The organism is Rhizobium sp. Nf11,1 (genome assembly GCF_050587665.1).
Lineage (GTDB): Bacteria > Pseudomonadota > Alphaproteobacteria > Rhizobiales > Rhizobiaceae > Rhizobium.
Window position 1 is genome coordinate 20,395 of sequence record NZ_JBOBHU010000017.1, and the last position, 13,226, is coordinate 33,620.

14 protein-coding genes are annotated in these 13,226 nt (G+C 60.3%); 10 read left to right on the forward strand and 4 right to left on the reverse strand.

Features of this window, described 5'->3' with window-relative positions:
• Positions 1-48: 48 nt before the first annotated feature.
• From ACQ7C1_RS22640 to ACQ7C1_RS22655, 4 genes are all read right to left on the reverse strand, one after another.
• Entirely contained in the window at positions 49-474 is a 426-nt protein-coding gene (locus ACQ7C1_RS22640) for an HIT family protein (protein WP_207241913.1), read from the reverse strand.
• A 55-nt stretch (positions 475-529) separates the two neighbouring features.
• Positions 530-1,720, reverse strand: coding sequence for a GNAT family N-acetyltransferase (locus ACQ7C1_RS22645; protein WP_430959855.1), 1,191 nt, complete (start codon positions 1,718-1,720; stop codon positions 530-532).
• Between the two features lie 77 nt (positions 1,721-1,797).
• Positions 1,798-2,517 carry a glycerophosphodiester phosphodiesterase gene (locus tag ACQ7C1_RS22650; RefSeq protein ID WP_430959856.1) on the reverse strand — a complete coding sequence of 240 codons (720 nt, stop codon included), beginning with the start codon at positions 2,515-2,517 and terminating at the stop codon, positions 1,798-1,800.
• On the reverse strand, positions 2,514-2,984 hold the full coding sequence (locus ACQ7C1_RS22655; RefSeq protein ID WP_430959857.1) for a RidA family protein: 471 nt from the start codon (positions 2,982-2,984) through the stop codon (positions 2,514-2,516). Before ACQ7C1_RS22655 ends, ACQ7C1_RS22650 begins: the two co-directional genes overlap by 4 nt.
• Positions 2,985-3,120: 136 nt before the next feature.
• Between ACQ7C1_RS22655 and ACQ7C1_RS22660 the strand changes: the two genes are divergently transcribed.
• The 10 genes from ACQ7C1_RS22660 to bamA all read left to right on the forward strand — a co-directional run bounded on the left by ACQ7C1_RS22660 (position 3,121) and on the right by bamA (position 13,204).
• Positions 3,121-3,957 carry a cell envelope integrity EipB family protein gene (locus ACQ7C1_RS22660; protein ID WP_430959858.1) on the forward strand — a complete coding sequence of 279 codons (837 nt, stop codon included), beginning with the start codon at positions 3,121-3,123 and terminating at the stop codon, positions 3,955-3,957.
• Complete coding sequence (locus tag ACQ7C1_RS22665; protein WP_430959930.1) at positions 3,948-4,070, forward strand: hypothetical protein; 123 nt, start codon at positions 3,948-3,950, stop codon at positions 4,068-4,070. Before ACQ7C1_RS22660 ends, ACQ7C1_RS22665 begins: the two co-directional genes overlap by 10 nt.
• 344 nt (positions 4,071-4,414) lie before the next feature.
• Positions 4,415-5,182, forward strand: a complete 768-nt coding sequence (rpsB, locus tag ACQ7C1_RS22670; protein ID WP_008526906.1) for a 30S ribosomal protein S2 — start codon at positions 4,415-4,417, stop codon at positions 5,180-5,182.
• 240 nt (positions 5,183-5,422) lie between these two features.
• Positions 5,423-6,349: a translation elongation factor Ts gene (gene tsf / locus ACQ7C1_RS22675; RefSeq protein ID WP_207241918.1), complete on the forward strand. Its 927-nt coding sequence runs from the start codon at positions 5,423-5,425 to the stop codon at positions 6,347-6,349.
• Positions 6,350-6,445: 96 nt separating this feature from the next.
• Positions 6,446-7,168, forward strand: a complete 723-nt coding sequence (gene pyrH / locus ACQ7C1_RS22680; RefSeq protein WP_207241919.1) for a UMP kinase — start codon at positions 6,446-6,448, stop codon at positions 7,166-7,168.
• 167 nt (positions 7,169-7,335) lie between these two features.
• Positions 7,336-7,896 (forward strand): ribosome recycling factor, encoded by a 561-nt coding sequence (gene frr / locus ACQ7C1_RS22685; protein WP_004678618.1) that lies wholly within the window; start codon positions 7,336-7,338, stop codon positions 7,894-7,896.
• A 37-nt stretch (positions 7,897-7,933) separates the two neighbouring features.
• Positions 7,934-8,677, forward strand: coding sequence for an isoprenyl transferase (locus tag ACQ7C1_RS22690; RefSeq protein ID WP_097598597.1), 744 nt, complete (start codon positions 7,934-7,936; stop codon positions 8,675-8,677).
• A complete protein-coding gene (locus ACQ7C1_RS22695) occupies positions 8,677-9,507 on the forward strand; it encodes a phosphatidate cytidylyltransferase (protein ID WP_430959859.1) in 831 nt (276 codons plus the stop codon). The genes ACQ7C1_RS22690 and ACQ7C1_RS22695 overlap by 1 nt, the downstream gene beginning before the upstream one ends.
• A 27-nt stretch (positions 9,508-9,534) precedes the next feature.
• Positions 9,535-10,662 (forward strand): RIP metalloprotease RseP, encoded by a 1,128-nt coding sequence (gene rseP, locus ACQ7C1_RS22700; protein ID WP_430959860.1) that lies wholly within the window; start codon positions 9,535-9,537, stop codon positions 10,660-10,662.
• 202 nt (positions 10,663-10,864) lie between these two features.
• The gene (bamA, locus tag ACQ7C1_RS22705) at positions 10,865-13,204 is read left to right on the forward strand and encodes an outer membrane protein assembly factor BamA (protein WP_430959861.1); all 2,340 of its coding nucleotides are present in this window, start codon (positions 10,865-10,867) and stop codon (positions 13,202-13,204) included.
• The last annotated feature ends 22 nt before the right edge of the window (positions 13,205-13,226 follow it).

Genomic DNA, 13,226 nt, shown 5'->3' on the forward strand with positions numbered 1-13,226 from the left:
TCACCGCGGCCTTTTTGCTTCGCGTCCTTGTTAAGACGGTGATCGCGCTTAAGCCAAAGCCGCCCTGATCTTTTCGGCATTGGCGGCAAGCACGGCGCCGTCCTCCATCTTGCCGGAATGCGGCTTGAGCGCCACGCCCTCATGGCGGGGAATGACGTGGAAATGCAGATGGAACACTGTTTGTCCGGCGGCCGGTTCGTTGAACTGGGCGATGAAGATGCCGTCCGCATCGAAGACGTCTTCGAGTGCCTTGGCGACCTTCTGAACGACGGTGATGGCGTGGGTGAGGGTGGCCGGATCGGCATCGAGGATATTGCGGGAAGCCGCTTTCGGAATGACGAGCACATGGCCCGGCGCCTGCGGCATCACATCCATGATTGCGACCGTGTGCTGGTCCTCGTAGATACGATGCGAGGGAATTTCGCCGCGCAGGATCTTGGCGAAGATGTTGTTGTCATCATAGGCGCTGGTCATCGCAAACTCTCCTCACTTTCTTTTTGATCGGGGTAGCGCGCGGGGCGGGGCGGCGTCAATCCTCCTGCTGGCGCTCGCCCTTGCGGAAGGGGCTGTGCTCGGCCAACAGCTCGCTCATCTGTTCGACATCAGCCCGCTCGCGGGCGAGATAGTCGCCGATCGCCCGGCGAAGCCCGGCATGGGCGACATAATGGGCGGAATGCGTCGTCACCGGCAGGTAGCCGCGGGCAAGCTTGTGTTCCCCCTGCGCGCCGGCTTCGACGCGATTCAGCCCTTTCGCCAGGGCGAAGTCGATGGCTTGGTGATAGCAGACCTCGAAATGCAGGAAGGGGTGATCCTCGATGCAGCCCCAATGACGGCCGTAGAGCGTATCGCCGCCGATGAAATTGATCGCGCCGGCAATATAACGTCCCTCGCGTTTGGCCATGACGAGAAGGATGTCGTCGGCCATGCGCTCGCCGATCAGCGAATAGAATGTGCGCGTGAGGTAGGGCCGGCCCCATTTGCGGCCGCCGGTATCCATGTAGAACTTGAAGAACTGGTCCCAGATGCGCTCCGTCAGGTCGCGGCCGGTCAGCCAGTCGATGCTGATGCCGTTTTCGAGCGCGGCGCGGCGCTCCCTGCGCAACGCCTTGCGTTTGCGCGAGGCCAGTGTTTCGAGAAACGCTTCGTGATCGGCATAGCCTTCATTGATGAAGTGGAACTGCTGGTCGGTGCGGTGCAGATAGCCGTCCATTTCGAAGACGCCGATTTCGTCATCTGGCACGAAGGTGACATGGGCCGACGAGATGCCGAGCCGGCGCACGACTTCTTTCAGGCTTTCGGCGATCGCGCTCTGGATCGGCAGCCGCTGCAATCCCTCTGCGACGAGAAGACGCGGACCGGTTGCCGGCGTGAAAGGGATCGTGCATTGAAGTTTGGGATAATAGCGCCCCCCGGCCCGCTCGAAGGCGTCGGCCCAGCCGTGATCGAACACATATTCGCCCTGGCTGTGGCTCTTGAGATAACCGGGCAGGGCGCCGATCAGTTCGCCGCGATCGGTTTCAAGCAGCAGATGATGGCCGAGCCAGCCAGTTTCGGCAGTGGCCGAGCCGGATTCCTCCAGCGAGGACAAAAAAGCGTGCGAGACGAAGGGATTGTAGGCGAGCGTGCTGCAGGCTTTCGACGCCCCGGAAAGTCTGGACCAGCTCTCCGGGGAAATCGCGGTGAAGGAGCGCTCGACGCGAATGGATAGGTCGTCAGTCATGGGGCAAGGCGAAGCCTGTGGGAGGATGGTCTCGGCTCGGCATCAGTCTGAGCATGATCTTGGCCAAAAAGCGAGCGTCAAACCGCCACACGCGGATCGAAACCCTCGAAGGTCATCTGGTCGGCGTTTTCGAAGGTGCGCCGGCGCGCCTCTTCGTCACGCACCGTCCAGGTGATCACAGGGATGCTCTTCTCGCGTTCGCCTGTGATGAAGGCGTTCGGCAGGTCTCCATAGTAAAAGGAGATGAAATCGAGACCGATCGCCATTGCCTCCGCATGTGTTGCGAGCTCCTCGGGCGTATTGCCGTTGGCGGTCAGCCCCACCGGGTACGGCGAGCCGAGCGCTTTCAGATCGCGCAGCAGCCAATGGTCGAAGCTCATCAGCGCGACCTTGCCCTGATAACCTTCCAGCACTTCGAGCACGGATTCGGCAAAACCTTCGTCATCTGCTTCGCGGCCCTTCAGCTCCAGCACCAGCGGCACCTTGCCCTGGACGAGATCGAGGAGCTGGCTGAGCGTCGGAATCTTGTCGCCCGTGCCGCCGACGGCGATCAGCCCGAGTTCCCGGGAGGTGCGCTCGCGGATGTCGCCCGTGAGGTTGCACAGGCGCTGCAATTCCTCGTCGTGAAAGATGATCGGCACGCCGTCGGAGGCGTAATGCAGGTCGCATTCGATCGCAAAGCCCGCGTCGACGGCGCGCGAAAAGGCCGTAAGCGTGTTTTCCCAGACATGCTTGTTGAGGTCGTGATAGCCGCGATGGGCGACCGGCACGTCCTTGATCCAGTCTGCATTGGTCATTCCGCGATTTCCATGACAGCGTCGATCTCGACGGCGGCGTTCAGCGGCAGGGCGGCCATGCCGACGGCCGCGCGGGCATGTTTGCCAGCTTCGCCGAGTACGCCGGCAATCAGGTTTGAAGCGCCGTTGATGACGAGATGCTGCTCGATGAAGTCGGGCGCCGAGGCGACGAAGCCGTTCAGCTTGATGACGCGACGGATGCGGCCGAGATCGCCGCCAAGCGCCGCCTTTGCCTGGGCGAGGATGTTGATGGCGCAGAGTTCGGCGCCGCGCTGGCCGCTCGCAACATCGACAGTTTTGCCGAGATGACCCGATATGGCGATCTTGCCGCCTTCGAGCGGCAGCTGACCGGAGATGTAGAGAAGATTGCCGCTGATGACATAGGGAACGTAATTTGCGGCAGGGGCCGCGGCATCCGGCAGGGTTATCCCCATCTCAGTCAGGCGCGCTGCAATTTCATCGGACATTTTGATCTCCGCTTTTGTTGTCAATGTTTCAAAAATTATGCATCAAGACTAGAATCTTTAATATGACAGCTTCGAGCCTCGATTTGGCCGAAAGCGTTCTTATAACATCGCGGCCGAGTCCAACAGGAGTGAATGAATGTTCCGATCGAGTCTAGCCGCTCTGCTTCTCGCCGGCCTGTCTGCCAATGCATGGGCGGGCGCGCCTGCGGCAGGCGCGGCGATCGCCACCGGCCTCGTCGCACATCGTGCGGTCTACGATCTGGAATTGAAGGACGCGTCGGACCGCTCCGGCATCGCCGCCATGTATGGTCGCATGGTCTATGAGTTCGACGGCAGCTATTGCCGGGGCTTCACCACCAATTTCCGCTTCGTCACCCAGATCGAGACCGGCGACAGCGTGCGCGTCAGCGACCAGCAGACGAAGACCTTCGAGAACCTCAAGGACCGCAAGTTCACTTTCGACACCAAATCCTTCACCGACGACCAGCTCGACAAGGAGGTCAACGGTGCGGCGCAAAATCAGCCTGACGGCGTCAAGGTCGATCTCAAGCAGCCGGCGAGCCGCGAGTTGCAGCTGGCCGAAAGCCGTTTTCCTACAGAACACATGCTCGACGTCATCCAGAACGCCAAGGATGGAAAGCGCTTCTTCGAGGCCCGTGTCTTCGACGGCTCCGACGACGGCGACAAGGCGTTGGTGACGACGACGATCGTCGGCAAGCAGGAGACGCCCGTCGCCGAGGAGGCCGATGCAGTCAATGCCGGCGCCTTTTCCAAGACGGCATTCTGGCCGGTGACGATCGCCTATTTCAACGAGAATACGAAATCGGACGCCGTGCCGGTCTACCGCATGTCCTTCAAGCTCTATGAGAACGGCATCACCCGCGACCTGACGATGGACTACGGCGATTTCGTCCTGACCGGAAAGCTTGCCAAGCTGGAGCTGCTCGATCGTAAGGCCGAGGTTTGCCAGTAGGCGCGGGCTTCGGTTTTCGCGTTCAGGAGGAGGGACGCCGGAAGCGGGCGCTCGCCGAGCAGCAGATGGAGCTGATGACCGTCGAGCTCAAGAAGGCGATGATCAAAGCGTGATCGGCAGGATGACGATGCAAGCGCTGCTTTCAGGTCTGGCACTTCTTGCCGCTCTGGTCCTTGCCGGCTGCAATCCCTTCGGCCAAGGGGCTGGCTGTCGCTGCTGCCGACATTGGCAAGCTGAGCGGTATCGGCAATCGGCGGACAACTGCGAGCTCAGATAAATGAGGCCGATTTTTCGGCATGAGCCTTGCTTTTGCATCAAATCGAATGTATGGGCACCGGCATTCCACACGTAAGGCATGGGATCGTCCGGGAGAAATCCGGGCTGTTCCGCCGGTGGCATCCTCGAAGAGGGTGCTGTTCGCCTTGCGGAGGTTCAACCGGAAAAGGAGTAACAAGGCATGGCATTGCCTGATTTTTCTATGCGTCAGCTTCTTGAGGCCGGCGTTCACTTCGGCCACCAGACCCATCGCTGGAACCCGAAGATGAAGCCGTATATCTTCGGCGACCGCAACAACATCCACATCATCGACCTGGCCCAGACCGTTCCGATGCTGTCGCGCGCCCTTCAGGTCGTCAGCGACACCGTTGCACGCGGCGGCCGCGTTCTCTTCGTCGGCACCAAGCGCCAGGCCTCCGAGATCATCGCCGACAGCGCCAAGCGTTCGGCCCAGTACTACGTCAACTCGCGCTGGCTCGGCGGCATGATGACGAACTGGAAGACGATTTCCAACTCGATCCAGCGCCTGCGCAAGCTCGACGAAATCCTCGGCGGCGAAGCCCAGGGCTTCACCAAGAAGGAACGTCTGAACCTCGAGCGCGAGCGTGAAAAGCTCGACAAGGCTCTCGGCGGTATCCGCGATATGGGCGGCACCCCCGACCTGATGTTCATCATCGACACCAACAAGGAAAAGATCGCGATCGACGAAGCCAAGCGCCTCGGCATCCCGGTCGTTGCCATCATCGACTCGAACTGCGATCCTGACCTGATCGACTACCCGATCCCGGGCAACGACGACGCATCGCGTGCGATTGCTCTTTACTGCGAGCTGATCTCCCGCGCCGCCATCGATGGCATCGCGCGTCAGCAGAGCTCTTCCGGCCGCGATCTCGGCGCATCCTCCGAAGTTCCGGTCGAGCCGGCTCTCGAGGAAGCAGCCGAAGGCTGATGAAAGCGGGCGGAGCGAAATCTCCGCCAAAGCTTGCAGAGACTGGGAAAGGCCGCTCGCGACTCATCGAAGTTCGGCGGCCTTGCCTGTTTCAGGGCAGGGGCGTCAGGCTCTTTGCCAGATAAGTTTCGATATGACGCGTCTTCATCACGCTGTCATAGATACAGGTACATTTCGTGCGTCAATCCGGTGCCGCGCCGCGCTTTGCGGCCCACCGTGTGAACCGATAAGAGGAAGATAATGAGCGAGATTACGGCTGCAATGGTGAAGGAACTGCGCGAAAAGACCGGCGCAGGCATGATGGACTGCAAGAAGGCTCTTGCTGAAACCAATGGCGACATGGAAGCCGCGATCGATTGGCTGCGCGCCAAGGGCATCGCCAAGGCCGATAAGAAGTCCGGCCGCACCGCCGCCGAAGGCCTCGTCGGCGTTTCGAGCGAAGGCACCAAGGCCGTCGTCGTCGAAGTTAATTCCGAAACCGACTTCGTCGCTCGTAACGATGCCTTCCAGGATCTCGTCCGCGGTATTGCCAAGGTCGCTGTTTCGACCAACGGCACGGTTGACGCGGTTGCGGCTGCGACCTACCCGGCATCCGGCAAGTCTGTTTCCGACACGATCAAGGATGCGATCGCAACGATCGGCGAGAACATGAACCTGCGCCGCTCGGTCGCTCTCTCCGTCGAGGACGGCGTCGTCGCCACCTATATCCACAACGCCGTTTCCGACGGCCTTGGCAAGCTCGGCGTTCTCGTGGCGCTGAAGTCGACCGGCGACAAGGAAGCCTTGAACGCAATCGGCCGCCAGGTCGCCATGCACATTGCTGCGACCGCGCCGCTGGCGATCCGCCCGGAAGAGGTCGATGCCGCCGTCGCCGAGCGCGAGCGCAATGTCTTCATCGAGCAGTCCCGCGCTTCGGGCAAGCCCGACAACATCATCGAGAAGATGGTTGAAGGCCGCATGCGCAAGTTCTTCGAGGAAGTCGCTCTTCTCTCGCAGGCTTTCGTCATCAATCCCGACCTGACCGTTGCAGCCGCCCTCAAGGAAGCTGAAAAGGCCGTCGGCGCGCCGATCGAAGTTGCCGGCATGGCCCGTCTTCTGCTCGGCGAAGGCGTCGAGAAGGAAGAAACCGATTTCGCGGCCGAAGTTGCGGCTGCCGTCAAGGGTTGATCTTCCAGCCATAATTGGGAAAACAAGAAGGGCATCGCGTGACAACGCGGTGCCCTTCGTGTATCGGGCACTCACGGCAATTTACGAGGAGCCAAGATGTCTTTAGAGCCTGTCTATAAACGCGTTCTACTCAAGGCTTCCGGCGAAGCGCTCATGGGTGGCCAGGGTTTCGGGATCGATGTCGCGGTGGCGGACCGCATTGCATCCGATATCGCCGAGGCAAGGCATATGGGCGTGGAAGTCGGCGTCGTCGTCGGTGGCGGCAATATCTTCCGCGGTGTCGCGGTGGCGTCTAAGGGCGGCGACCGGGTCACCGGCGACCATATGGGCATGCTCGGCACGATCATCAATGCTTTGGCGCTGGCAACCTCGCTGCGCAAGCTGAACATCGACACCGTCGTGCTGTCGGCCATATCCATGCCGGAGATCTGCGAAAGCTTCTCGCAACGCGCGACGCTCTATCACCTGTCGATGGGACGCGTGGTGATCTTCGCCGGCGGCACCGGCAACCCCTTCTTCACCACCGATTCTGCGGCCGCACTCCGCGCCGCCGAAATGGGCGCGGAAGCGATCTTCAAGGGCACGCAGGTTGACGGAATTTACACCGCCGATCCGAAGAAATATCCCGATGCGACCCGTTTTGACCGTCTGACCCATCAGGAAGTTCTGGACAGGGGGCTTGCGGTGATGGACGTTGCCGCTGTGGCCCTCGCCAGGGAAAACTCCATTCCGATTATCGTCTTCTCGATCCACGAGAAGGGCGGTTTTGCTGAAATCTTGACGGGCGGTGGCCTCAAGACCATCGTCTCCGACAACTGATATAAGCTGCGCAGCGTTTTAGGGCGCAGCCCTCGCTAGAACTTGATTCAGACATTAGCGCCGGTTGGCCTGAAATCTGAATCATGTTCTACACTGAGTAATGAGAGCATGATGATGTCCGAAAACCGCTGACTTTTCGGCATTCTGCTCTGAACGGGAGCATCGACATGAGTGAAGGTATCGACATCAAGGAACTGAAGCGCCGCATGGACGGCGCGGTTTCCGCATTCAAGAGCGACATCGCATCGTTGCGCACCGGCCGCGCTTCGGCCAACATCCTCGATCCCGTGACGATCGAGGCCTATGGTTCGCGCGTGCCGCTGAACCAGGTCGCAAACATCACCGTGCCCGAGCCGCGCATGCTGACGGTTTCCGTCTGGGACAAGTCGATGGTCAGCGCCGTCGAGCGTGGCATCCGTGAATCCAATCTCGGTCTCAACCCGATCGTCGATGGCCAGAGCCTGCGCATCCCGCTGCCGGAGCTGAACGAGGAGCGCCGCAAGTCGCTCGTCAAGGTGGCGCACGACTATGCCGAAAAGAGCAAGGTCGCGATTCGCCATGTCCGCCGTGACGGCATGGACGGCCTCAAGAAAGCCGAAAAGGACGGTGTAATCGGCCAGGACGAGAGCCGTGCGCAATCCGAACGCGTACAGAAGATGACGGACGAGACGATTTCCGAAATCGACCGCTTGCTTGGCGAGAAGGAAAAGGAAATCATGCAGGTCTAGTGGACCTGTGCCTTTGCCTGGAAAGACCGGACGGGAAATGTCGGAATCTGTATTTGTGACTGTGCCAGAGCATGTTGCCATCATCATGGACGGCAATGGCCGTTGGGCCAAGCAGCGCGGCTTGCCGCGCACGATGGGCCATCGCAAGGGCGTAGAGGCGGTACGCGAGACAGTCCGCGCCGCCGGCGCGGCCGGCATAAAATATCTCACCCTCTTCGCCTTCTCCTCGGAGAACTGGCGCCGGCCCGAGGCCGAGGTTTCCGATCTGCTCGGTCTGCTCAAGGCTTTCATTCGTCGCGACCTGGCCGAGCTTCATCGCCAGAATGTGCGCATCAAGGTTATCGGCGACCGCCACAGCCTGCGCAGCGACATTCTCAGCCTGCTGCTTGAGGCGGAGGAGACCACCAGGGACAACACGGCGCTGACGCTGGTCATCGCCTTCAATTACGGCTCGCGCGATGAAATTTCTCGCGCCGTCGTGAGTCTGGCGAGGGACGTCGAGTCCGGCCACCTGCGGGCACAGGACATCACTCCCGCACTGATCAACGGACGCCTCGACACGGCCGGCATCCCGGATCCGGATCTCATCATCCGCACCAGCGGCGAGGAACGGCTTTCCAACTTTCTGCTTTGGCAGGCCGCCTATTCCGAATTCATCTTCGTCCCGGAATATTGGCCCGATTTCAGCCCGGAGATTTTCCGCTCGGCGCTGGAAAAATTCGCCTCCCGTGACCGGCGCTTCGGCGGCCTGTCATCGCAGGCAGCCGCGGTCGGCACCTGATGCAGAGGGAATTGAAGCTCCGCATCGTTTCAGGAGTGATTCTCGCGGTCAGCGTTCTTGTCGCCACCTGGTATGGCGGCGCTGCCTTTCGCACCCTGGCTGTGGTGATCGGCCTGCTGATCTACTATGAATGGTCTAAGATAACCGGCATTGCGCGTGATTGGGTCGCCAATGTGGTCGGCTGGATCGGCGAAGCGGCGGTCGCCTTCCTCGTGCTTGTCGGAAATTTCGAATTCGCCGCCGGCATGCTGGCCGGCGTCACGGCCGTCGGCATCGCCCTGATCATCCTGCACGGCACGAGCCGGTGGCTCCCGGTCGGCCTCTTCTATGCCGGCGCCACCGGCCTGGCGCTCGCCGCAATCAGAAGCAACGACCAGCCCGGTCTTTACGCCATGCTTTTCGTCTTTGCCGTCGTCTGGGCGACCGATATCCTCGCCTATTTCGTCGGCAGGGCGCTCCGCGGACCGAAGCTTGCCCCGTCGATCTCGCCGGGAAAGACATGGTCTGGTGCAATTGGCGGCGCCGTTTCTGCGGTCGCAGCCGGCGTTCTTCTCTCCCATTTCCTCGTTCCGGGCGCCGAAGTCGCCGCCGCCGGCGTGGCGCTCGTCCTGTCGATTTGCAGCCAGTCGGGCGATCTTTTCGAATCCTTCATTAAGCGCAAATTCGGCGTCAAGGATTCGAGCCATCTCATCCCGGGCCATGGCGGCGTCATGGACCGCGTCGACGGACTGATTTTCGCCTGTTTTGCGGCGTTCTTGCTTGCTGTATCATTTTCACAGATAAAGGGAGCTGGCATGGCGTCGCTCGGAGCGGCATTGTTCGGCCTCTGATGACGCGGCAGCCCGACGGAAGGAACCATGGACGTGATGACCGGCATATACGCATTTGTGATGGGGAACATCGTCACCTTCATCCTGGTGCTCTCGCTGCTCGTCTTCGTGCATGAGATGGGCCATTACCTTGTCGGGCGCTGGAGCGGCATTCGTATTCTTGCCTTTTCGGTCGGCTTTGGTCCCGAACTATTCGGCTTCACCGACCGCCATGGAACCCGCTGGAAGATCTCCGTAATCCCGCTTGGCGGTTACGTCCGCTTCTTCGGCGACGAGGATGCGTCGAGCAAACCGGACAGCGACAAGCTTGCCGCCATGTCCGAAGAGGAGAGGGCGCGCTCCTTCGCCGGAGCCAAGCTGTGGAAACGTGCCGCGACCGTCGCAGCCGGTCCGATCGCCAATTTTCTGCTGGCGATCGCCATCTTTGCTGTTCTCTTCACCGTCTATGGCCGGATGATCGCCGACCCGGTCGTTGCCGAGGTCAAGCCGGAGAGCTCGGCGGCCGCCGCCGGTATCCTTCCCGGCGACCTCCTGGTTGCCATCGATGGCGGCAAGGTCGAGACGTTTGAAGATGTGCGCCGCTATGTCGGCATGCGCCCCGGCCAAAGGATTGTCATCACAGTCGAGCGCGGCGGCCAGAAGCTCGATGTGCCGATGGTGCCGCAGCGCGTCGAACAGACCGATCAGTTCGGCAACAAGATGGAAGTCGGTCAGATCGGCATCGCCACCGACAAGAGCTCCGGCAATTTCCGGCTGCAGACCTACACGCCGCTCCAGGCGCTGCGTGAGGGCGTAATCGCCAGCGGGCAAATTGTCACGGACACCTTCAAATATATCGGCAACATCTTCAGCGGATCGATGCGGGCCGATCAGCTGGGCGGGCCGATCCGTCTGGCGCAGGCTACCGGCCAGATGGCGAAGCTTGGCGTAGGGGCAGTGTTGCAGCTTGCTGCGGTGCTGTCGGTTTCGATAGGATTGCTTAACCTGATGCCGGTTCCGGTACTTGATGGGGGCCACCTGATGTTCTATGCGGTGGAGGCGGTCAGAGGAAAACCGCTGGGTGCCAAGGCCCAGGAAATTGCATTTCGTATAGGCCTGGCAATGATATTGACATTGATGGTTTTCACGACCTGGAACGACATCACCCTGAGCTGAGGGTAAACGCGTAAGGCAAGGGAATTACTATTTATTTACGATGTTTCAAGGCTGTAGTGGCGAATGGGTCACGCTTGGAAATGAAGTAAACAGAAATTAACGCCCTCCCTTGCTTGTATGTCAAAAGCGGGTAAAACGACACACGTGACCGGAATCGGGTTCTCCCGGGGACGGGGACGAGGGAAAAAAGGTAATAGGTGAAATGAAGGCTGGTTCAAAGTTTTTGAACGCAGTATCGGCGGTTGCGCTGTCTGCTAGTGTTGTTGCTTCGGGCGCAGGTGCTTTGACGTTCGTTTCCGCTACGGCCGCCGAGGCCGCGGTCATCCAGCGCATCGATGTGCGTGGCGCAAGCCGCGTCGGCGCGGAAGCCGTCAGGTCGAACCTCACCATCACGCCCGGCAAGAGTTTCTCGAACACTGATATCGATAACTCAGTCAAACAGCTTTACGGTACGGGCTACTTCTCCGATGTGAAGATTTCGGTTTCCGGCAGCACGCTCGTCGTCAATGTCCAGGAAGCTCAGCTCGTCAATCAGGTCGTCTTCAACGGCAACCGCAAGATCAAGGACGACAAGCTCGCGACGATCGTCCAGACGCATGCTGCCGGTCCTTACAGCGACACGCAGATACAGTCCGACATCCAGGCGATCAAGGATGCCTATGCCGCCACCGGCCGCAGCGAAGTCGAGGTGACGACGCAGGTGGTGCCGCTGGGCGAAGGCCGCGTCAACCTTGCTTTCGTCATCAACGAAGGTGACCGCACCAAGATCGATGCGATCAATTTCGTCGGCAACAACGCCTATAGCGCCGGCCGCCTTGCTGCCGTCATCCAGACCAAGCGTTCGAACTTCCTTTCGTTCCTGACCCGCAAGGACGTCTATAACGAAGACAAGCTCCACGCCGACGAAGAAGCGCTGCGCCAGTTCTATTACAATCGCGGCTATGCCGACATGCGCATCGTCTCTTCCGATGCCAGCTTTGACGAGGCAACCAACAAATACACGCTCACCTTCAACATCGAAGAAGGCCAGCGCTACAATTTTGGTCCGGTGACCGTGCAGTCGACCGTTGAAGGCGTCGGCTCGGATCAGCTGCTGCCGTTGGTGCGCACGAAAGAAGGCCACCTCTACAGCGCCAAGGAAGTTCAGAAGTCGATCGAAGCGATTTCCGATCAGGTGGCCTCCGCCGGTTATCCCTTTGCGCGCGTCACGCCGCGCGGTAACCGCGACCTCAACAACAATACGATCGGCGTCGAGTACCTCGTCGACCAGGGCGAGCGCGCCTATGTCGAGCGCATCGAGATCCGCGGCAACAGCCGTACGCGCGACTATGTCATCCGCCGCGAATTCGACATGAGCGAAGGCGACGCCTTCAATCAGCAGATGATCACCAAGGCCAAGCGTCGTCTGGAGGCGCTCGGTTACTTCTCTTCCGTCAATATCTCCACGCAGCCGGGCAGCTCCCCGGACCGTGTCGTGGTGGTGGTCGACGTGCAGGATCAGTCGACCGGTTCGTTCGGTGTCGGCGCGGGTTATGCCGCCGGCGGTGACGGTCTGCTGCTCGAAGCATCGATCGAAGAAAAGAACTTCCTTGGTCGCGGTCAGTACATCCGCATCTCGGCCGGTGGTGGTCAGGAAGGCTCGCGCGCCTACGGCGTCAGCTTCACCGAACCCTATTTCCTCGGCTACCGCCTGGCGGCGGGCTTCGACGTCAACCACAGCGAAACGTCGAGCAACGACAATTACGACTACGAGGAAACCAGCGTCGTTCTGCGCGTCACGGCGCCGATCACCGAAGATCTGGCGACCACCTTCCGCTATAACTACAAGCAGATGAAGTACGACGCTGACAACAGCGATCTTTCCGATCTGTCCGCTCCGTATCAGCACCTGGTTGAGGACAGCCCGTGGACACGTTCTTCCGTCTCGCAGACGCTGACCTACAACACGCTCGATGACACGGTGCTGCCGCGCGAAGGCATCTACGCTACGGCGACGCAGGAAATTGCCGGCCTCGGGGGCGACTCGCAGTTCTACAAGATCTACGGCAAGGCCCGTTACTACCACCTGCTCGCCGACGATGCCGATATCATCGGTTCGGTTTCGGCTTCGGCGGGTTATGTCGTCGGCTTCGGTGAGCACCTGAACGTCTTCGACCAGTTCACGCTGACAAATGGCGACATTCGCGGTTTCGAGAACAAGGGTATCGGCCCCCGCGTTGCCGGCAACAACGACGATCCGCTGGGCGGTACAACATACTTCACCGCATCGGCCGAAGCGACTTTCCCGATGCCGGGCTTCCCGCGCGACTTCAACCTGCGCGGCGCAGTTTTCGCCGACGCCGGAACCTTGTTCGGCAACGACGTCGACCTGAGGGGCGACGGCATTGAGGGCGAAGACGCCTCGCTGCGCGCTTCCGTCGGTGTCGGTGTCGTTTGGCAGTCTCCTTTCGGTTCGTTGCGTCTGGATTACGCAATCCCGGTTCTCAAGGAAGACTTCGACAAGACGCAAAACTTCAAGTTTGGCATTAACAACCAATTCTGATATCGGCAGTCCGGAACTGTAA